General features: G+C 38.4%; 20 protein-coding genes, 1 riboswitch and 1 other annotated feature. Of the genes, 10 read left to right on the top strand and 10 right to left on the bottom strand.

Going from position 1 to position 21,346, the window contains the following annotated elements; genetic code table 11:
• Nucleotides 1–5: 5 nt before the first annotated feature.
• Complete coding sequence (locus tag L652_RS0118805; protein WP_024597151.1) at nucleotides 6–935, bottom strand: EamA family transporter; 930 nt, start codon at nucleotides 933–935, stop codon at nucleotides 6–8.
• A 103-nt stretch (nucleotides 936–1,038) separates the two neighbouring features.
• Between L652_RS0118805 and L652_RS0118800 the strand changes: the two genes are divergently transcribed.
• Nucleotides 1,039–2,481 (top strand): PLP-dependent aminotransferase family protein, encoded by a 1,443-nt coding sequence (locus tag L652_RS0118800; protein ID WP_024597150.1) that lies wholly within the window; start codon nucleotides 1,039–1,041, stop codon nucleotides 2,479–2,481.
• 238 nt (nucleotides 2,482–2,719) lie between these two features.
• Here the strand turns inward: L652_RS0118800 and L652_RS0118795 are convergent, their stop codons facing one another.
• Nucleotides 2,720–3,514 (bottom strand): YggN family protein, encoded by a 795-nt coding sequence (locus L652_RS0118795; protein WP_024597149.1) that lies wholly within the window; start codon nucleotides 3,512–3,514, stop codon nucleotides 2,720–2,722.
• Between the two features lie 387 nt (nucleotides 3,515–3,901).
• Between L652_RS0118795 and L652_RS0118790 the strand changes: the two genes are divergently transcribed.
• Nucleotides 3,902–4,087, top strand: coding sequence for a hypothetical protein (locus L652_RS0118790; RefSeq protein ID WP_007579801.1), 186 nt, complete (start codon nucleotides 3,902–3,904; stop codon nucleotides 4,085–4,087).
• A 118-nt stretch (nucleotides 4,088–4,205) separates the two neighbouring features.
• Here the strand turns inward: L652_RS0118790 and L652_RS0118785 are convergent, their stop codons facing one another.
• The 3 genes from L652_RS0118785 to L652_RS0118775 form a co-directional block, all read right to left on the bottom strand.
• Nucleotides 4,206–4,703, bottom strand: a complete 498-nt coding sequence (locus L652_RS0118785; protein ID WP_024597148.1) for a glutathione peroxidase — start codon at nucleotides 4,701–4,703, stop codon at nucleotides 4,206–4,208.
• Nucleotides 4,704–4,776: 73 nt separating this feature from the next.
• On the bottom strand, nucleotides 4,777–5,076 hold the full coding sequence (locus L652_RS0118780; RefSeq protein WP_024597147.1) for an AzlD domain-containing protein: 300 nt from the start codon (nucleotides 5,074–5,076) through the stop codon (nucleotides 4,777–4,779).
• Entirely contained in the window at nucleotides 5,073–5,777 is a 705-nt protein-coding gene (locus L652_RS0118775) for an AzlC family ABC transporter permease (protein ID WP_024597146.1), read from the bottom strand. The genes L652_RS0118780 and L652_RS0118775 overlap by 4 nt, the downstream gene beginning before the upstream one ends.
• A 107-nt stretch (nucleotides 5,778–5,884) precedes the next feature.
• Here L652_RS0118775 and L652_RS0118770 point away from each other — a divergent pair, with 107 nt between their 5' ends.
• From L652_RS0118770 to L652_RS0118755, 4 genes are all read left to right on the top strand, one after another.
• On the top strand, nucleotides 5,885–6,541 hold the full coding sequence (locus L652_RS0118770) for a cytochrome b/b6 domain-containing protein (RefSeq protein ID WP_024597145.1): 657 nt from the start codon (nucleotides 5,885–5,887) through the stop codon (nucleotides 6,539–6,541).
• Between the two features lie 88 nt (nucleotides 6,542–6,629).
• Nucleotides 6,630–6,717: riboswitch (cyclic di-GMP riboswitch) on the top strand.
• A 96-nt stretch (nucleotides 6,718–6,813) separates the two neighbouring features.
• Entirely contained in the window at nucleotides 6,814–7,377 is a 564-nt protein-coding gene (locus L652_RS0118765; protein ID WP_024597144.1) for a hypothetical protein, read from the top strand.
• Nucleotides 7,378–7,514: 137 nt separating this feature from the next.
• Nucleotides 7,515–9,590: an oligopeptidase B gene (locus L652_RS0118760; protein ID WP_024597143.1), complete on the top strand. Its 2,076-nt coding sequence runs from the start codon at nucleotides 7,515–7,517 to the stop codon at nucleotides 9,588–9,590.
• 60 nt (nucleotides 9,591–9,650) lie between these two features.
• On the top strand, nucleotides 9,651–10,049 hold the full coding sequence (locus L652_RS0118755) for a hypothetical protein (RefSeq protein WP_024597142.1): 399 nt from the start codon (nucleotides 9,651–9,653) through the stop codon (nucleotides 10,047–10,049).
• Nucleotides 10,050–10,071: 22 nt separating this feature from the next.
• Here L652_RS0118755 and L652_RS0118750 read toward each other — a convergent pair whose 3' ends face one another.
• Complete coding sequence (locus tag L652_RS0118750) at nucleotides 10,072–10,824, bottom strand: LytTR family DNA-binding domain-containing protein (protein WP_024597141.1); 753 nt, start codon at nucleotides 10,822–10,824, stop codon at nucleotides 10,072–10,074.
• Nucleotides 10,825–11,062: 238 nt separating this feature from the next.
• Here L652_RS0118750 and L652_RS0118745 point away from each other — a divergent pair, with 238 nt between their 5' ends.
• A complete protein-coding gene (locus L652_RS0118745; RefSeq protein WP_024597140.1) occupies nucleotides 11,063–14,005 on the top strand; it encodes a TonB-dependent receptor in 2,943 nt (980 codons plus the stop codon).
• Nucleotides 14,006–14,287: 282 nt separating this feature from the next.
• Here L652_RS0118745 and L652_RS0118740 read toward each other — a convergent pair whose 3' ends face one another.
• Nucleotides 14,288–14,761 (bottom strand): Dps family protein, encoded by a 474-nt coding sequence (locus L652_RS0118740; protein ID WP_004334993.1) that lies wholly within the window; start codon nucleotides 14,759–14,761, stop codon nucleotides 14,288–14,290.
• A 334-nt stretch (nucleotides 14,762–15,095) separates the two neighbouring features.
• Here L652_RS0118740 and L652_RS0118735 point away from each other — a divergent pair, with 334 nt between their 5' ends.
• Nucleotides 15,096–15,305, top strand: coding sequence for a hypothetical protein (locus tag L652_RS0118735; protein ID WP_024597139.1), 210 nt, complete (start codon nucleotides 15,096–15,098; stop codon nucleotides 15,303–15,305).
• Here L652_RS0118735 and L652_RS0118730 read toward each other — a convergent pair.
• Nucleotides 15,302–15,907, bottom strand: a complete 606-nt coding sequence (locus tag L652_RS0118730; protein WP_024597138.1) for an alpha/beta fold hydrolase — start codon at nucleotides 15,905–15,907, stop codon at nucleotides 15,302–15,304. The two genes, L652_RS0118735 and L652_RS0118730, sit on opposite strands and share 4 nt — an antisense overlap.
• Before the next feature lie 183 nt (nucleotides 15,908–16,090).
• Nucleotides 16,091–16,627: a YaeQ family protein gene (locus L652_RS0118725; protein ID WP_024597137.1), complete on the bottom strand. Its 537-nt coding sequence runs from the start codon at nucleotides 16,625–16,627 to the stop codon at nucleotides 16,091–16,093.
• A gap of 304 nt (nucleotides 16,628–16,931) precedes the next feature.
• On the opposite strand from L652_RS0118725, the gene L652_RS0118720 reads away from it, so the two are divergent.
• Nucleotides 16,932–18,137: a tyrosine-type recombinase/integrase gene (locus L652_RS0118720; protein ID WP_024597136.1), complete on the top strand. Its 1,206-nt coding sequence runs from the start codon at nucleotides 16,932–16,934 to the stop codon at nucleotides 18,135–18,137.
• A gap of 6 nt (nucleotides 18,138–18,143) precedes the next feature.
• Here L652_RS0118720 and L652_RS0118715 read toward each other — a convergent pair whose 3' ends face one another.
• Complete coding sequence (locus tag L652_RS0118715; protein WP_024597135.1) at nucleotides 18,144–19,436, bottom strand: hypothetical protein; 1,293 nt, start codon at nucleotides 19,434–19,436, stop codon at nucleotides 18,144–18,146.
• Between the two features lie 651 nt (nucleotides 19,437–20,087).
• Between L652_RS0118715 and L652_RS0118705 the strand changes: the two genes are divergently transcribed.
• Nucleotides 20,088–21,307 (top strand): IS3 family transposase gene (locus tag L652_RS0118705; RefSeq protein ID WP_223230517.1). Its coding sequence is split into 2 segments (ribosomal slippage): nucleotides 20,088–20,376 and nucleotides 20,376–21,307, totalling 1,221 coding nucleotides; the frame shifts between segments, so codons are not numbered across the junction.
• Nucleotides 20,366–20,482, top strand: a sequence feature (AL1L pseudoknot). It overlaps the preceding gene by 117 nt.
• Nucleotides 21,308–21,346: the final 39 nt, after the last annotated feature.

Here is a 21,346-nt window from a genome sequence, read left to right as displayed (position 1 = left end):
CGCGTCTAACTGGGGACGGAGCCACTTTTAGCTATTGCTCTATTAGCTAAAAAGGCGTTAATTCGTTTTGTTGGGGTAAGCACAATGGCGTTACCTAATAGCACTAAGCTAAACCCTGCAAAGGTATTTGCGTGCCATTCAAAGCCTTCAAAAAAGCTACTCAGTGTTACTGCCACTAACGGGAATAAAACAATAACGTAGCTGGCTTTTTCAGGGCCTATATTTTTTAGTAGTGCAAAGTAACAACCAAAAGCGATTACTGTGCCAAATATTGATAAATAAAGTAATGATAACCAGTAGCTAGTTGGGGCGTTTAAACTAAATTGCACATCGTTCATTAATACATATAAAGCTAAGCCTATAGCACTATATAACATGCCCCATGCATTGCCCTGCAATACGCCAATTTGCTTACGAGAATTACGAACGCTTACCATGTTGCCCAATGAAGCCACAAAGGTGCCACCAAGGGCAAGTAGTAACCCGACCAATGCACCATTACTTAAGTCGAACTGCTGTAACTGTGGCCAAAACAGACACGTAATACCTAATACAGCGAGTGCGGCACCGGTATAAATTCGTTTTGAGATAGGCTTACCAAAAAATAGTCGAGTGTTAACTATGTTCATAACCAGCAATAGTGAAAAGGCGATAGAGGTCATAGCGGAGGTTAAGTAATTTTGTGCCCAGTAAAGCATTAAGTAATTTAAGGCAAAATTACAAATAGCCAACAAAGCAAAAAAGCCATGATCGATTAATGAAAAGCGCATATCCGGTTTTTTGTACGCTACATATAACCACATTAAAAGCGCTGCAATAGCAAAGCGATAAAATAACGATAGCTCTACCGCAATATCACCTAGCTGAAATTCGATGGCTAACCAAGTAGAACCCCAAATTAAAACGGTTGTAATGTATAGCGTTGCACTTTTCATGGTTAGTCTCCAAAGCCCGATTGAATGGCTATTTTAAGACCTATCTGTATACTTACCATATACAGAAAAGTAAAAATGTAACCTATACAGATTTGGATGCGTGATGATAAGACAAAAAAATAGCCAGGGGCATGAGTTTCTATATCAGCAAGTTATTCAGTTGATCAGAGATATGAGCGCCCAGCAGGTTTTACTCCCTGGCGAAAAACTTCCATCACTGCGTAAAATGGCAGATAACTTAAACATTAGTATTCCGACAGTGAAGCAAGCTTATCAAACACTTGAAGATCAGGGGTTAGTAGAGGCACGTGAAAAATCAGGTTACTTTTTAAAAGCTGTTAACGCCGCGCATAACTTACCTAAGCGAGTTAAATTGAGTCGCGAGCCTGTTGTGGTAAATAAACAAGCCTTAATAGAGCAGGTATACAGCGCCATTCATCAAGCTAACGTAGTCCCTTTTGGTATCGCTAATCCAATTGCTGCTGCACCCACCGATAAAGCACTCGCCAGAAACATGCGCCGTGTAATGACAATTGCGGGCAGTAAAGCTATTAACTATGGACCAACAGATGGGTTTGTACCGCTGAAAAAGCAATTGGTGCATCGCTATTTAGATTTTGGTATTGGCATAAATATGGACGAGCTTGTGATCACCAATGGTGCGCAAGAAGCCATGGCTATTGCACTTAAGTGTGTGACAAAGCCAGGCGATGTAGTTGCCATTGAGACGCCTTGCTATCACGGGATTATCGAGTTAATAGAAAGCCTAGGGCTTAAAGCGCTCGAAATACCACTGTGCCCAGATAATGGTATTTGGTTAAGTGATTTGGAACGCGCTTTAAATGAGCATGATATAAAAGCGTGTTTATTCTCGACTGCAATTAGTAACCCTGTGGGCAGCTTTATGCCTGATACAAACAGACAGCAGCTGGTGGAGCTACTTGAAAGTCATGACGTAGTGCTTATTGAAGATGACGTATATGGCGATTTATATTTTACGGCAAAACGAGGCACACCTGCTTTAGCGTACTCTAAAAAAGGATTAGTGATTAGTTGCTCATCTTTTTCTAAAACGGCAGCGCCGAGCTATCGTGTAGGTTGGTTAGTTGCGGGTAAATTTGCAACGCAAGCAAGGCGATATAAAAGAGCACTAAGTTGCTCTGCTTCGTTAATAAACCAATGGACGTTATCTGAGTTTATTGCCAGTGGTGAGTACGACCGAAATTTAAAAGTACTTAGGCAACGCTTGCGCGATAATAAAGAGCGTATGCGATGGTGCTTACAACAAGCTATGCCAAAAAACACACGTATAAGCGATCCAAAAGGAGGCTGCGTTATGTGGCTAGATTTAGGAGGCGAGTACGATAGCCAAACATTGTTTTTACTTGCGCTTGAGGTTGGTATTAGTATTACCCCTGGGCTTGTTTTTTCGGCCTCTAATAAATATAAAAGCTGCGTAAGATTAAGTTATGGTGTGCAATGGAACGCGCAAATTGAGCAAGCAATAGTTACATTGGGTAAGCTTACTTTATTAGCTAAAAAGTAATACCAATCTGCTTATATATGGGGTCTATTTAACGTTAAGAAAATTACGCTAGAACTAGGCAAAAGTTTTTGTATCGAGTTGTTCTAAATAAAAAATTTTTAACGACGTTATAGTGCAATTTAATTCGTTAAATTGCTCAAAGATTTATGCAGGTTGGTATAAGTTTGCGAAACACAAAAAAGCAGCATTTAAGTAAACTTAAGTGCTGCCAAAGGGATGTTAAATAACGTTTGCTGTACTAATTTTGTTTAAAGCTAAATAACTGGTAACCTTCAAGCTCAGGCACTTGCATTACTAATTGCTCTTCTTGTTTTGCAATATCAGCAAAGTTTCCACATAAAGAGTTGGCACGTTCTTCAAGTGCGCTTGCATGTAGCTCTACTTTTTCTTCTATTTGTGCACCCATATTTTCCATACGTTGTTCAAAGGCATCCATATCACGGCCTGAACCAAGTAACTCAGAACCTAAAGCAACTAAAATACTGCCCATTGATTGCATTACTGCTGATTCAACCGCTGTTTCTATCTGCTGCTCAAATTGTTGTTCAAAGTTTTCGCCAAATTGATTAAAACTTTGTTGGCCCATCACAAATGTACCTTGCTGGTAAAATGTGTTTTCTACTTCGATTTTAATGTCATCCATAAGCTCAGACATATTATCAAGACCGTCAATATTAAATGCATTGCCTACTTCTTCTAATGCTACTCCGGCAATTTTAACACCCTCAAGCGCTATATTAGCTACTTCAGGTAATTGAGTGCGTAAGCTATCAGAGTACTTGGTTAGCGCGTCGCGCTGCGAACTATTCAGCGCTACAAGTTCGCCATTTACGGTTAAGTCACCATGGGTATTAAACTGCATGGTTTTATTGTTGGCGGTAAAAATTTCCAATTCGTTTGGCTTAATGCGCACATCATTTTTAAATTCGACGTTACATTCATCATTACTAAATGAAATTGCAGAATCGTTATCGTTATGAGCCATAGCGGCTGGTGAACAAATTAATGCGCTAACTAATAGTAATTTTTTCATGTTTGTTCTCTACTTTTTGTTGATGACGATTAATTAATAACAAGTTTGATGCCAGTTTTATTTTTTAATATAAAACATATGCTTAACTGTTTTTGTTTGTTTTTTAGTAAATGAAATTAATTAATAAATAACTATTTTTTAGTCAAATTGGCTAACTAATAAAAATTAATAAATTTTATTTATCGATACGATAAAAAACTCTCACTTTCCTCAATTCAAATTTAGCGCTATTTATTCACATTACTGACATGAAGACTATTTACAGTAGTCACGTGGCTTTATTTTGATGTTAATTTGCACAGCATTTTGACGTTAAACATTTTAATTTTACCGACTATTGCGATAATAAAATCCTTGGTTGGTCTCAAACACTTTATGGAGTGGGTTGTGGGTAAGACATTTAGTTACGATGCGCTAGATGACGATTTTGTTGAAGACGAGTACGAAATGCTCGGCCGTAATCAACACGATAAGAACAAGCAAAAGGTTAAAAAGAAGTTGGAAGACTACCTTGAGCAAAAACGCTTGCGTAAAAATCTAGGCGAAGATGATTTAAGCGATTACACCGATTAAATTTCACTAGTATAAATAAAATACCAATTAATATTGAGAGTTTAAATGTGCAGTTATGCGTATGTTTAAGTTTCAGTAGTATTGGCAATAAAGAGGCCTTGCGCCTCTTTATTACTTTTTAAAGCGCATTTTTAGTTTGTGCCAAAGCTTTTTGAATTGTAAGTTCTAGCTTTTCTGGTTTAGTAAAAGGTGCATAACGTTTAATTGGCGTGCCATCTGCGGCAATTAAAAATTTAGTAAAATTCCACTTTATTTTACGTGTTAAAAAACCAGGTAAAGCCGATTTTAAAAAACGAAAGACTGGGTGAGCATGCTTACCGTTTACATCTACTTTGGCCGCCATTAAAAAACTCACACCAAAATTAATTAAACACCCTTGCTCTATTTGTGTAGCGTCGCCGGGTTCTTGCTGACCAAATTGATTACACGGAAACCCTAAAATAACTAAACCTTGGCTAGCATATTTATTATGCAAAGCTTGAAGCGACTCGTATTGGTAGGTAAATCCACATTTACTTGCGGTATTAACAATAAGCACAACCCTACCTTCAAAATCACTAAAGTTAATAGGTTGACCCTGCAAGCTTGTTGCGCTTAATTGATGGAATTTGTGCATATTGGCGTCTTTTTTATTATTGTTATTGGTATTTTAACCTGAGTACAGTATTTCATAAAGTATAAAGAGTGCTCTAATTTAATATTAAAAATAGCCCCATACCGGCAAGTGTTGTGTAATAAATATTATGTGTTTTATAGGCAACAATGATAGCGACTATTGCTGCGCTTAAATAAGGGTTTTGCCAGTCTAAGTTAATGCCATCTTCATTCAAAAACACGATAGGCACCCAAATTGCTGTAAGCACCGCAGGTGCGCTAAAGCTTAAAAATTGCTGCATTTTAGGACCTACTTTAAACGGTAAAGCGCGGTGTAAAAATAAATAACGCGTAAAAAATGTAATACACGCCATGAGTAAAATAGTTGTCATCATGGCGTTGCTTCCTTTTTAGCGGTTAGCCTTGCTGTGCTATAACCTGCGGCCATTGCCAGCAGCGCTGAGCAAACAAGCCATAACTCAAATCCGGTACTTTTTAAAAGCGTTGCGCTAACGCCTGCTACAATTACCGTAACGAGTGAGGCCAAATTTTTGATTCCCGGAATAACTAACGCGATAAACGTGGCAGCAATCGCAAAGTCGAGCCCTAAATTAGTTAGGTCGGGCAGCATTGTGCCCGCTACAATGCCAATTAACGTCCAAATATTCCATGCAATATAAAAGCTAAAACCAGCGCTTAATGCGTATATTAAGCGTGTTTTTGTTCTATATGCTCTTCGATGATGAGAAAACGCAAACAGCTCGTCGGTTAAAACAAAACTTACTGGTAAGCGCCAACGCATAGGTTGATCAATCACCTTATGACGCACGGCTAACCCGTATAAAAAATGCCGAGAGCTAATAATAAATGTTGTGAATAAAATTGTGAGCAATGGTGTGTTGCCCGCCATAAGTTCAATCGCAACAAGCTGTGCAGAGCCTGCAAATACTAATAACGACATTGCTTGGGTTTCAAAGGCGCTAAAACCATTTTGAATCGCTAAAGAGCCGCATAAAATACCCCAAGGAACAACGGCTAAACACAGTGGTAGCATATCTAAAAAGCCTTTTAAAATAGCTTTTTTAACTGGTTGCATGATATTTACTCTCACGGCTTGTAGAATGGCTCATAAGGATACCTTAATATTATGATGTTAAAGTAGTTAACAAATTAAATAATACTGTTTTTTTAAGGATAGGCACAATGACGACGTTAAAAGTGTGGGATGGGTTTATTAGATGCTTTCATTGGTTTTTGGTTGTAAGTATTGCAGTGCTTTATTTTAGTATTGAAGAGGGCATGATTGAGCTTCATTTTGTTGCTGGCTTTTTTACTTTAGCACTTATAGTAACACGTTTAATTTGGGGTGTTATTGGTAGTAAAACCGCGAGATTAAGTGGGTTACTGCACTCTCCTAGAGCTATTTTAAAGGCATTAAAATCACCAAGCGAATCGTTAGGCCATTCAGCACCCGGTAGCTGTATGGTGATAGTGTTTTTTATATTGATCATAACGCAACTTGTAAGTGGCTTAATGAGCAGTGATGGTATTTTAACTGACGGGCCGCTTGCTCAATATGTGTCTAGCGATACGATTGATTTTGCCAATTGGCTACATGAGCTGAATTTTGACATTTTACTTTATGCTATTGGCTTGCATGTATTAGCTATTATTGTTTATAGAATAAAAGGCAAACCGCTAGTTAAGGCGATGATCACAGGCTCAAAAGAGTTAAAAGCGGATGACTCTGAGGCTAAAGTAACAAAAGCGTCTTGGCCTGCGTGGTTAATATTTATATCTTTATTGGTGTTGCTGGTATTTACGTGGGCGAAAGAGCCTTTAACTTATTTGTTTAGTTAAAAACACATTAAACCAACCTTAAAGGGTTGGTTTTTGTTTTTGGTTACATTCTTTTGTTTGATTGTTATGCGGGGTCGAATTATAATCGCCGCATTGCTGGCAAACTAGCCGAAAGGTTAGGACGCAAAGTTTCCGGTCTAAGGCTTTTTAAAAGCTATGGTAGCGGGACTACTGCATAACGTGTTGTTATGTATCACTTGCCCTCAGTGTATTTTTTGTGTATCCATAGTCTATGGATAAAATTTTGTAACTCTTAAGGTGTTGCCGTGTTTATGCATACGTCGTTGGCCTGTGGAAAGTGGTCAACAATAGGTTGCTTAAATCATCATACCCAATTATTTATTGGTGATGTGGTGAGTGTAACCTTTTACGACATGCAAGGAGAGCTGGTTAGTTTATCATTTGATTACAAGATCACCTCGCTTGAGCAAGGTGAGCCTCACGCATGGCCACGTTTAGTTGCCGAGCATATTAATGTGCATGTTCCTCTGGTTAGCGCAGGTAAAATGACCGAACAGGGTTTAATTGTAGCCTATAGAAATAATGAAATTTTTGCTTTGCAAAGCAGTGGTATATGTAAAGCACACGTCGACTTTCATTGTATTGCAAAATGCGATGAGCGTGTTGTTAAGAACCTTGATACTTATGATTACGTGTACCCTGAAAATTGTGAAAACTATAATGCGGGTACAAAGGTATTGCAGCCAAAAACTGGGCATGTATATCAATGCAGGCCTTGGCCATTTAATGAGTTTTGCCGCACGAATGACGATAATAAGTCTATGTTCGAACCCGGTGTAGGGCAAAGCTGGGCTATGGCTTGGCAGCAAATATAAAGCTTAAATTATCTTCCCAAAGGTATAGCGGTTTTAGTAATGAAGCGTTTACCGTTTTAGCCCATCCAACTATTGGATGGGCTTTTTTATTTTTATGATAAACTGCAAATCACATTATTTTTTTAATTGGTTTTGTTGTGTCTCGTCCTGTCTACTCTTTAAGTTTATTACCTAATTTCCCGATTGCTAAACAGCAAGCCCATACATTAAGTACTCATAATAAGATACGTACCGATAATTACTATTGGATGCGTGATGACGATCGCCAGGATGAGCAAGTACTTGCGCATTTACATGCTGAAAATGCGTACTGCGATGAACAGTTAGCTGCTATGAAGCCACTACAAAATACACTTTTTGAAGAGTTAAAAGCACGCATTGTAAAAGATGATAATTCGGTACCCGTTAAAGACGGGAAATACTGGTATCACTCAGAAGTTCGTGGTGATGATGAATACTCACGTCACTATAGAAGTACGAGCATAAAGGCCGATAATAAAGAGCTTTTACTCGATGTTAATGTCTTAGCTGAAGGATTTGAGTTTTTTGAGCTGGGCGAAGTCGCACTAAGCCCATGCGAGCAGCTTATGGCTTACTCTGAAGATACTGAAGGTCGTCGTATTTATAATGTTCGCTTTAAAAGCTTAGCGACCGGTGAAATGCTTCCTGATGTGCTTGAAAATACAGAAGGACAAGTTGTTTGGGCTAACGACAATAAAACTGTTTTTTATGTAAAAAAAGATTTAAAAACGCTATTAGGATACCAAGTATTTAGGCATGAGCTTGGCAGCGAGCAAAGCCAAGACGTAATGGTCTACGAAGAGCAAGACAGCAGCTTTTTTATGGGACTTGGTAAAAGCCGCGATGAAAGCTTAATTATTATTGATTTAGCATCGACAGAGACCAACGATACATGGGTGCTTGATGCTAATAAGCCCACTGGCGAATTTAAAGCATTAATGCCGCGTGAAGATGGCCACGAGTTTGACGTAGATAAGCTAGGTGACACATTTTATATTGTGACTAACTGGCAAGCTAAAAACTTTAGATTAATGACGGCAACAAACGAAACAATTGCTGATAAAACACAATGGGTTGAGCATACAGCTCACAGAGAGAATGTACTGCTTGAAGGTGTAGAGTTATTTAATGACTTTTTAGTATTGAGTGAACGCGAGCAAGGGCAAGCTCGATTTGTAGTTGTTAATAGGCAAGGGGATCGTATGGCACTTGAGTTTGCCGATCCTTGTTATTATGCTGCAATAGCAATGAACCCAGAGCCAGACACACGCACTGCGCGTATTTATTACTCAAGTTTAACAACACCAGGTTCTTTATATGATGTTGATTTAGCAACTGGCGAAAAAACACTACTTAAACAGCAAAAAGTACTCGGTAGTTTTAATGCCGATGACTATCAGTCTGAGCGATTAATGGTAACTGCTCGGGACGGAGTGAAAGTACCCGTATCAGTTGTTTATCGAAAAGACAGCTTTAAAAAAGATGGCACAAATCCGTTATTTCAATACGGCTATGGTGCGTATGGCTATACGATTGATCCAAGTTTTTCAAGTTCATCGCTGAGCTTGCTCGATCGTGGTTTTGTTTATGTAATAGCACATGTTCGAGGCTCTGAAATGCTAGGTCGCGAGTGGTACGAACAAGGTAAAAAAGAGCATAAACAAAATAGCTTTAGTGACTTTATTGATGTGACAAAAGCGCTTGTTGCACAAGGCTATTGTGATAGCAGCAAGGTGTTTGCCTCAGGCGGCAGTGCTGGTGGTTTATTAATGGGGGCGGTTGTAAACCAAGCACCAGAGTTATATTGCGGTGTTGGCTGTCATGTACCATTTTTAGACGTATTAACCACGATGCTTGATGAAAGTATTCCGCTCACAACAAATGAATATGATGAATGGGGTAATCCAAATGAGCCTCAGTTTTATGATGTAATTGAAGCTTACTCGCCGTATGACAATATTCGCGCCCAAAACTATCCGAACATACTCGTTACTACCGGTCTTCATGACTCACAAGTGCAGTATTGGGAGCCTATGAAGTGGGTTGCAAAAATGCGTGAACTTAAGACTGACAGTAATATTTTAGTATTTAAAACCGATATGGATGCAGGGCACGGCGGTGCATCAGGTCGCTTTAAAAGTTTAGAGGAAAAAGCACTCGAAATGGCCTTTTTTATTGCTTTATTAAATTAACTGCAAAATCGGAAAATTGTATTATCCTATATATAGAAGTTGATATATGTAAGGCGATATATGTTTGGTGCACATGGTGAATTTCAAATTTGTTCACAGCCCCCTCAGATGTATTTAGAATTGAAAGGGAGCTTTAATAATGAAGGCATTACGCTGTTAACTAATGGAGTTGTTCAGGAGTTGAGCACTCACCCTGAAAATACGATTAAGTTTGTGGTTGTTAATTTAAAAGAGTTTGAGCTGTTAACTTTGGATGGCCTCGATTCATTAGAGGCCTATTTTGCCGGTGTAAAAGAACGTGGCTATCAACGAGTTGATTATATAAACATTAATATCATAGCTAAAAATATGTTTGAAAAAGTATGGAAAAATAGCGATGTAGAAGTTAATTTTTATAAAGATACCGAAAGCTATTTATTAGTGCACCCAAATGACAGTTATATAAAACAGAACTGGTAATTAATATGAGTATTATAAACCGCTATTGAAGAGGGCTTATAATACTCTCTAAACACCCTTTATAGCGCCGTGAAAGGTTTAAACACATATCGTTTTTCAGTCTTACTCTATAATCGCCACTGTCAGTAGGCATCAGTTCGCAAATAGCTTGTTTTCTTACCAGCGTAGAGCGATGAATGCGAACAAATCCTTCAGGTTCTAGTTGTTGTTCAATATTTTTCATGGTTTCGCGATGTAGTACCGGCGTATTACCTTGGGTAAAATGCAGCTCTACATAGTTGCCCGCGCCATTAATCCAAATAATATCATTTATATCAATTAGCCTTACCTTACCTACATCTTTAACCACAATGTGTGATGATGGCTTTTCAGCTTGTGTGCTTTGCTGGTATTGGCGTTCGGCCGCACTTGCAATCGGGCAAAGGTGAATCAGCTTATCAAAGCATTTATCAATACGTGATGCAGTTGAATCTAATATTAAAAAATCTACAGCGCCAACTTCAAAGGCAAAACTCGCAAAATGTCCCGATTGAGCAATAATGACTAACTTCAGCTTTTTAGCAAGCTCAGTTAAATGCACTATTTGCATAGGGTCAGCTAGGTTGGTTAGTTCGTAAAACAGTACGTTGTATTGATCTGTGTCTATTTGATCTAACCTATTTGTTTGAAGAAAAGATTGAGATTCAAAGTGTCGGTGATCTTGCACACGCTTTGTTAAAAATGTTGCAAACTTAGTGTTACTAACAAAAGTTAATGCATGAAAAGAAGCGATCATTATTTTATATCTCTTGCTGTATATAATAATAAAGACCGTGCTTAGCGGAAAAACTGTTATGAAAAGTACAATATATTTATAAAATAATTGTGACGTACTGATTCATCCCATAAAAGCTGCTATTCGTACCAAAGACTACGCCTCATAAATAATGCCCGTAGAGTGTTTAAATAAATCCCCTTACTGTAATCCGCGAAGTAACCATTTAGTTACAAAAATAACAATTCAGGGGAATTATATGACATTAACTAACAAAGGTAGCGCGCGATTATTTAAAAAATCGTCGTTAACAGTTGCGCTAAGCAGCGCGATACTTGCAAGCTTTTCATTTCAAGGTGTTGCAGCAGAAGATGACGAAATAACTAAAATAGAACGCGTACAAGTTACAGGATCTCGAATTCGTTCAGCTGAGGCAATGTCATCGGCTCCTATTCAAGTTGTAGATAGTGCTGCTATCGATGCATCAGGGTCATTAAATATTCAAGACTTATTATTAGAGAACCCTGCATTTGGTACACCAGCTATTAGCCGTACTAACTCAAACTTTAATACCGCAAGTGCGGGTGTTGCTACTGTTGATTTACGTAATTTAGGCTCTAACCGCACATTGGTTTTAGTGAATGGTCGTCGTTATGTATCAGGTGTACCAGGTAGCTCTGCTGTCGATTTAAATACTATTCCGAGTCAATTCATCGAACGTGTTGAAATTATGACAGGTGGTGCTTCATCTGTTTATGGTTCTGACGCTGTTGCTGGTGTAGTTAACTTTGTACTAAAAGATGATTTTGAAGGTATTGAATTCGAAGGCCAATATGGTGAATCAAGCGAAGGCGATGATGAATCACGCCAATTTAACTTTACCTCAGGCTTATCAAGCTCAGATGGGAAAGGGCACGCGATGTTCCATCTTGGGTATTCTGATCAAGGTGCTGTTTTTTCACGTGACCGTGACCGCTCGGCAGTAGACCAATTTTCAGGTATCTTCTTTGAAGATGATCCAGTAGCAAACCCAGGTTCTGTATTTGATGCTGTAAGTCCATTTTTATCTTCATTTCCGCCACAGGGTCGCTTTAGCGCTGGGGATGAAACATTTACGTTTAATGATGCAAACACCCTACAAAACTCGTTTAGTACTAACGGTGGCGATGGCGTAGCTGCAAATGGTTTTAACCGAAGTGGCGTACGTACGATAGCGATACCTACAGAACGTTACTTATTTGCCTCAAATGGTAGCTACGAGCTAAGCGACAAGCATAGCTTTTTTTATGAAGGTACTTACGCTGCAACAACAACCGTTTCTGAATTAGAGCCATTTCCTTTTGCCTCTGACGACATCTATGCAAATGGCCAAGTACCAATTGAATTTAATGTAAACGGTGAAATATTGCGTAACGCATTTGTACCTGATGATATATATAACGCAGCAACCGACACCGATGGTGATGGTATGCGTGATATCTTTTTTGCAAAGCGCTTAAGTGATATCGGTAACCGTGGAGCACGAGCTGAGCGTGATACATTCCGTTTAGCACTAGGCTTTCAAGGTGAAATAGCAGATGGTTGGTTCTACGATACTTACTATGTATACGGTAAAACAAAAGAGCAGCAAGTTTCTGGTGGTTTAGTTAACGTACAAAGCTTTCGTCAAGGTTTAGAGGCTGTTATCGATAGCCAAGATTTAGATGGTGATGGTATTACTGATGAGGCTATTTGTATCGATGCGACAGCACGTGGCTTTAACTGTGCGCCGGTAGACATTTACGGTTTCAATTCGCTATCGCAAGGTGCTATTGATTTTGTAAGTGCACCTAGCTCACTTTCAACGTCGGTTGAGCAAGAAATCATTGGTGGTAATATTTCAGGTGATTTATTGGATTTACCGGCAGGTACGGTAGGTATCGCTGCTGGTTTTGAATACCGTGAAGAGTTCTCACGTAGTGAATTTGATGCTCTACAGCAAGCTGGCCTTAATGCGGGTAATGCAATTCCAGCAACAGAAGGCTCGTTTGATGTAACTGAATATTATGTAGAAGCAAACATCCCCGTGCTTGATTCTGTAACAATGAATGCAGCAGTTCGTTTGTCTGACTACTCAACAGTAGGCAATACTGAAAGTTGGAACGTGGGTATAGACTGGGAAGTAATGGATAGCTTACGTTTACGTGCTACCCGTGCACGTTCAACACGTGCTCCAAATATCGATGAACTATTTTCTCCACCTTCACAAACTTTCCCAAGTGGTTTAAACGATCCATGTTTAGGTGTTACTAATAGTGGCGGTGGTGCTGCAGGTGATGCTTGTCGTACAGATGTTGGTGTTACAACTAATATCGCTTCAAATGGCGAGTTCACGCTTAACCAGTCTGACTTACAAGGTATTAGTGGTTTTAACCGTGGCAACCAAGATTTAAAAGAAGAAGTTGGTGACTCTGTGACAGTAGGTTTAGTATTTACACCAGAAAATCTAATATCAGGCCTAGACATTACGCTTGATTACTTTGATATCGAAATTACAGATGCAATCGTATCAACACCTCGTCAGTTTATTCTTGACCAATGTTATGGTGGTGGCGATACAAGCTTTTGTGACTTTATAACTCGTCGTAGTGCGCCATCAGGTAATAATAGTGCTGGTTCACTAGAGTTTATTGACAGTGGTGTATCTAACAGTGGTGGTTTAGGTACAGAAGGTGTTGATTTAACACTAACGTACTCTACTGATATTGGCCCAGGTGCGTTTAGAACTCGCCTTGCTTATACTTACCTAATTGATGGTTATAGCATTCCACTTCCAGGCGCTGATAAAGATGAGTTTGCTGGAGAAATTGGTGCATCAGAGCATAAAGCTAACTGGAACTTTGGTTATAAACTTAACGACTTTGATTTTAACTGGAGCTTAACTTACATTGGCGCTGCAGACTTTGATGATCAATTCTTAAGTGGTTTTGGTATTGCTCCAGGTGGAGTAGGGATTGGTTCAGTGACATATCATGATGTTCAAGCAAGTTACCATATCAGCGATTCAACAGAGCTTTACGCTGGTGCGAGTAACTTATTTGATAAAGAGCCACCACGCATTTTATCGGGTGTGAGCGGTTCAAGTACTGGTACTGAAACAGATGCAGGTACGTATGACCCAATTGGTCAATCATTCTACATAGGTTTTAGAAGTAAATTCTAACCAACAATAACGACACTAATATAGTTACTTAATTCGTAACGTTCACAAAGCCTCAGTATTGCTGGGGCTTTTTCATGGGGAAAAATAATGTAGTAGTAATGCTTATACATTGTTTATCCCAATATATGAGCATTACACCCACTTAAACCCAAAACAACGCCACTGGTAACAGGGGCGTTGTTTAGTATTGGGAGGAGGCTAATATAGTAACCGAATCGCTTGATTATTTAACGATTTATCCCTATTTGTAGCCCTCTTCATTGAGGGCTTTTTTTTGCTGGTTTAGTCTAAGTAAGCCTTTAGCATCCAAACCAGTTTCTCTTGCTCTGAAATGTAATCGCTCATTAGTGAGGCTGTACCTTCATCGTCTGCATCACCAGCTTGGCTTAAAATATCACGCTGCATGTGAATTAATGTACTGTAACCAGCAAGTAGGTTTTCTACGGCTGTAACACCATCACTAATACCTTTAGCTTCTTTAATTTTACTTACTTCAAGGTAATCAGAAAATGCATGTAGTGGTGCGCCATCTAACGTTAAAATACGTTCTGCAACTTCATCTACTTTTAGAAGTAGCAAGTTATAAATTTCTTCAAACTTAACGTGTAGTTCAAAAAAGTTACGGCCTTTAATATTCCAGTGAAAACCACGCGCATTCATGTATTGAATCTGGTAGCTACTCAATAATGTATTGAGTGACTTTATGATGTCTTCGCTTTTTGCGCTGTTTAGACCAATTGCGTTTACATGTGACATAACTTGCTCCTGAATAACCGTTTGTTTGTGAACTTGTGATAAGTATTACTAATTTCGATAAATTAGTAAAATCGTTTAAATGTATCTAGTTAATAGTTTTAACCTATTAGCTGTTTTTGATACCTGTATTCACTTTAGACTATTAATAGAAATGGGACTGATTAATAAAAATACTACCCCTCAAAAATAAATAAAACCCAGAAGTATATAAATCATGATCTAAAACAAACTTTATTCAAGGTAATAACTTAGCTATTTTTTTATTGATGTAGGTCAAAAATCATCCACCCTAACGGCGCATAATAATGTTGTCGAAATAATTAGGAGAGATAACATGCATGCAAAAACAGCGAAACAAAATAAAGCAGAGTTAATCGTGGTAGGAATTGCAGTCATCGCATTTGTGCTTGGGCTAGTCGCGCACTTAGCAGGAGCAAGCTTTGCGAACTCAGATTTTTTTGGTTACATTGCGGCGCCCATTCCGCTGATACTGGCTGTGATATTTTTAATTAGTTATAAAATAGCAGCCAATGCTGAGGATTAATCTTTCTCGTTTAAGCACTTTAAAATGTAATCGAGTACTTGGCGCGAGTAAATCATACTGGTATGGCTTAAATGAAACACTTTATGTTCGGCCATACCTTTAAGTTTGGTTTCATCTAGTAATACAGTGCCATCTGACTGGCTACCTTTGATTATTAAAGGCATAAGCCCAATAGGTAAATCCCCTGCGATACTATAAAGCTTAGCTTTAAAAGGCCAATTACCATTTTTAGTAAGCAAAAATTCAACACTATTTTTTAAAAATGATTCAAACCCTTTTTGCTTCATTTTTTGCGCTATATGGCTGCCTTTATGTGGAGTACCCAGTGTAATTACCTTCGTAATATTCTGGCTAGCAGGAGAGTTTGCCTCTAGGTAAGCACGTGCAATCAGCCCTCCCATTGAGTGGCATACAAGCGCTGCAGGTTCGTTAGAAATACACTCATCAATTTGTGCAAATATGGTATCGCGGTGAGGGTCGAGCGTATTATAGGTAATGTTTAATACCGTCATACCCGACTCTTCAAGTCGTGAACAAAGTGGGCGCATAACAAAGCCAGACATATACAAGCCATGTAAAACAATAACGTGTTTAACTTTCATATGCTCCCTAATACCAATTTTATTAAAAACATGATCATCCTAGCGTATTAGATAATCCGCTACCTGCGTTAAAAATTATTTAGATAGAACAACTATATGTCATAATTTTCGCCTTGTTATCGACTTATTTATTTGTCGCTATAATAGATAACTAATTTAATGCAATTGGTATAACTACCGTAATTACATTAACTGTAGCGGTTTTATTTCAATATTGGTTGTATCGGTATTTACCCATACTTCACCATCTTGAATGGAAATGGCGAGCTTAATTCCACGATCAACCAAAGCAGCAAGTGCTTGTGTTGCTGCGTAATCAAGGCTAAAAATACTTAGATTTTTAAATTCATACAATTTAGGTTGATGTTTTTGCCACCAAATTGCTTGATTGTTTTCACCATAAGTATATAGCACCACTTTTTTAGATTTATTACAGGCTTTTTTAAGGCGTTTCTCATCTGGTAAGCCAAGTTCAACCCATAGTTCTATTTCTTCACTATAGCTTACATGCCAAAGTTCAGGCTCATCATCAGCACTTAACCCTTTAGTAAATTCTAAACCATCACAGCTATTTAGCGCAAAAGCGAGTAAGCGAATCATCAACCTTTGGTCGGTTTCTGATGGGTGTTGAGCCAAGGTTAAATTAAAATCTTGATAAACGTGGCGGTCCATATCGCTAAGCGATAACTGCACTTTCATAATGGTGGATTTAAGAGCCATAACAACTAATCTGAAAAAATTTGCGCCAGTATAGCGCAATTAAATGAATTGCCAGTTAAAATAGCGGTTAATTATACGTTAGGAGTTAAAAATGGCTATCCAGTGGTTCCCTGGGCGCTTGTATTAACTTCCGTGCCGCTCCGTAGTGTTACTTAAACTCCTTAAAAAACATGTGTTTAATCTGTTTTTATTCCGTATTTGTCCAGTCTAATCTTGTTGCTTCTACTATTTTTAGTACCCACGTTAGTACCCATGAGATTATGTTTTATATATACTAGCCTTAATCATCATTATGGAGCTTATTATGGCTAGGCCTGTAGTTCGTCTAACGGATAAGAAAATAAAATCAATTACTAGTACAGGCAAAGAACAAACGCTTTCTGACGGTGGCGGTCTTCAACTGCGTGTTTTACCTAGTGGTACTAAATCTTGGCAATTTAAGTTTAAAGATCCAATAAGTGATAAATTTAATAAATTACCCCTTGGGCTTTATCCAGCACTATCGCTTGCTAACGCACGTACTAAAGCTATTGAGTATCAAGAACTACTAGCGCAAGGTATTAACCCAAAGGCATATGAGCTTGCAAAAAAGCGAACAGAGAGCCGAAAAGCTGCGAATACTTTTTTAGCTGCCGCAGAGCTTTGGTTTGAACGAAAAAAGCCAACTGTTACACCTCATCATGCAGCTAGAGAATGGCGAACGCTTGAGATGTATATTTTCCCGAAAATGAAGGGCATGCCTTTAGAAAGCATTACAGCGATTGATACCATTGAGATTCTAAGACCACTTGAGGCTGACGGTAAACACTCTACAATCAAGCGTATTTGCCAAAGCCTGAATCAAATCATGGATTACTCAGTAAACCATGGTTTCATCAATGCTAATCCACTAGCAAAAATCATAAAAGTATTTACTAAAAATAAAGTAGAACATATGGCTACTATTAAGCCTGAAGAGCTCCCTGATTTTTTAACTGCTTTGAATAACTCACAAACTATTCAGAATAAAACTAAACTTTTAATCTTGTGGCAATTGCACACTATGACTCGCTCAAAGGAAGCCGCAGGCACTAAGTGGGCTGACATTAATATTGAAGAGGCTGTATGGGCGATCCCAGCCGAAGAAATGAAGCGTAGAAAGGCCCACAGAGTGCCTTTAACGCCTGCAACTTTGGCAATACTTGAACAAATGAAACCACTCAGCGGTCACCATGAATATGTATTCCCGAGTGAGCGTAATGAAAAGGGCCATGCAAGTACCTATACGGTGAATGCAGCCATTAAACGCAGTTTAGGCTACAAAGGTAAGCTGGTAGCCCATGGACTGCGTTCTGTCGCCTCTACAGCACTTCATGAAAAAGGTTACGATAGTCTGTTAGTTGAAGCCTGCTTAGCCCACGCAGATGAAAATGAAACAAGAGCGGCATATAACCGCTCTGATTATTTAGAGCAACGCAGGCCAATAATGGGCTGGTGGAGTGAGTTAATTGAGCAGGCTAGTCTCAAATAAATGTACTTAATCAAGTTTTGCTTTGACTATTTCATTGAGAGCTTTTCTCTCTGTAGTATTTAGTTTTTTAGCGTAGTTGGTTAGTTTTTTTTGGTTGGCTTTGGTTAAACCAAAGAGGTTATTATTCTTTTGGCGAAGTATATTTTGTTTGTGTGCGTTGTATAATGCTGTAGTTAGTTCACTTGTTGTTGGTAGCTTGTCTTTTTTTAAACCAACAAAAACTATATTTAATTTCAATGCATTAGAGTGAACGGGTATATCCTGATAAGTATTTATACCGTCTATTGTAAATCTTATACCGTTATATTTTCTTTCTACATATCCCATGATTGCGCTATTAGGATATGGATTAACTTTGTAATGTGCATATTGATCGCAGTTCAATGATTTTAATGAGGCTTTTTTAAGAGCAGCTTTGTCTTTGTTTTTTAATTCTAGATAATGCGAATATAATTCTAAAAAAGGTGTTTTATTTGTGACCTCAGAGCTGTTTTCTGTGTTCAGGTCGATGAAGGGCGCATTTCTCGCTGTAATATTTACGGTATTATTGTGATTAGAAACCTTCTTTTTAGAAAAGTACTTACTAACTAGAGTAATACTTGTTAGTGGTGCAGTGAAACGCTCTAAGTAGCGACCGTTTAAAAAATTCCAATTACTTATCAACGCAATAACAGACCAATAGATTGTCTCATTATCAATTGGTTTTATGAATTGGAGCGTATCTTTTTTCCCTGAAGCTACCTCTAGTTTCTCTATTAGATAACGCCAAACCCAGATACATGTTTTTTCATCTTTTATATCTAACCATGGAAGTGGTGTTTTACCTGTTACAAACTGTGAATAGCTGCGCTTCATAGTCAGTAAGTAGTCTTGTTTAACTTCTTCGCCGCAAAGTGTAGCATCAAAAATTCTAATGATTAGAGGGTAAATCTCTTTAACGTTACAAGCAAAATCTCGAAAGTACTTATTTGGGGGGGCGTAGTAATAGCGTTTAGGAGGGTTAAATTTCAAGTAAAAAAATACCCAGCATAACTGTTTTGGCTCTCTATCTGACAGCCAATTGAAACTCTCAATAGGTAGCATATTTGCAAAGTAACTCTTCATTAACTTTCTCAATTCATACTTGAGACGCCACCCTTTTACATTAATGGATTCATGTTCCCAGCACTGAATAATATAGCGAGCTTCTTGAATGTTTCTAGGAAATCGATTTACCTGAAACAACTCAGTGTGATGAATATATTCAACTAACCAATACAGTGATCTTTCATCATTTTTGAATGTGTCTAGCCATGACATTTTTTGTAATTCCTTATAAAGTGAAGTTTATTTATAGCATAACTAAAGCGTAATTTATAAGTGATTTATTCATAAAAAATAAAATTATATATAGTAAAAAAAACGTAACTAAGATGCTTTGTATGAGCTCGTTTTTACTGGGGTAAGCTATGTTTTAGTGTTTATTTTCTTAGTTTTGCTTTTATGATCTATCGCATGCTAGTTTTGAAAAAGCAAATATTAAGCTTTGCAGGCAGATGAATTGATCCCACATCGGTACTACTTTTCTCTTTTTTCTTTCACTTAAATTCAACTCAACAGCCTATGGTTTTTTGATTCATACCACACAAACCTGATGGGTTGTTTTTCTGTATAGGTAATATATACACAGCACTACCTTTTCAAACTTATAAAGCAATAATGGATAAATAATTACTAAGGAGACACCTCTTATGTGACTAACTAAAATCAAGAGGAAAATAATGAATATACGTCATCCAGTTAATAGGAACTTAGTGATAAACAAAGGGGGGTTCTACAAAAATATTCCTGTATGGAATAAGGGAGATTTGATACAAAATTATTTAATATCTATTGAGCAGGTTCTAACTCAAAGTCTGAATGAATCGCCCCGTGTTTGCCAGAGACTCAATAACTTGAGAAACTGGAACTATGAAAAAATCAAATCGCTATACATCAGAATTTCGTGAACGTGCAATTAGGCTTGTTACCACACAACAGCATGAATACCCTTCTCTTTGGGCTGCGCTAGTATCGATTTCAGATAAACTGGGATGTACCCCAGAAACACTTAGAGCATGGGTCAAGAAATCTCAAGCTCAACCGTCTAAACCCTCTTCTAATACGCAATCAACTGAAGAACGCCTTGCCGTCTTAGAGCGCGAGAATAAAGAGCTCAAGCGAACGAATGATATCCTGAGGCAAGCTGCCGCTTTTTTCGCCCAAGCGGAGCTCGACCGCAAACAGAAGTAATAGTGGATTTTATTGATGCTTGCAGAGAGCATTACGGTGTCGAGTCAATTTGCAAGGAATTGCCGATTGCACCATCAACGTATTATTCTCATAAACAGATACAAAGAGAGCCTGAGCGACTGTCTAACCGCAAAAAGCGTGATGCTGAGCTGATAATACTCATTCGCGAAGTGTGGGAGGATAATATGTCAGTTTATGGTGCAAGAAAAATATGGAAGCAGCTACAGCTTGACGACCATCAAGTCGCCCGCTGTACAGTCGAACGATTGATGCGAGTTATGGGAATTCAAGGTGTTCGTCGGGGTAAAGCACATAAGACAACGATACCTGACGAGCAACAAGATAAGCCACTTGATTTAGTTAATCGTCAATTTACTGCTGAGCAGCCAAATCAACTTTGGGTAGCTGACATCACCTATGTTGCCACATGGAGTGGGTTTGTTTATGTCGCTTTCGTGATAGATGTTTTTTCACGATACATTGTAGGTTGGCGTGTATCAACGACAATGCACACAGAGCTTATTCTTGATGCGTTAGAGCAAGCTATTTGGCATCGTGGCAACCCCGAAGGGTTAATTCACCACAGCGACAGAGGCAGCCAATATTTGTCTATACGATACACTGAGCGACTTGCTGAAGCTGGAATTCAAGCGTCTGTAGGCAGTGTGGGTGACTCTTATGACAATGCATTGGCTGAAACAATAAATGGATTATTTAAAACAGAGATTATTCGCAGAAATGGCCCGTGGAAGAATGTTGATGCTGTTGAATACGCAACGTTAGAGTGGGTCAATTGGTTTAATAATCAACGCTTATTATCTTCAATTGGGTATATTTCACCAGCTCAATATGAAACAGACTACTATGATAATTTAAACGAGTCAGGTAAAGTGGCCTGACTTAAACAAACTGGTCTCCGATGAACTCGGGGCGATTCA

Origin of the sequence: Pseudoalteromonas sp. TB25, assembly GCF_000497995.1 — a bacterium.
Lineage (GTDB): Bacteria > Pseudomonadota > Gammaproteobacteria > Enterobacterales > Alteromonadaceae > Pseudoalteromonas > Pseudoalteromonas distincta.
Note: the sequence above shows the minus strand (reverse complement) of the source record. Positions and strands in the feature narration are given on the sequence as shown.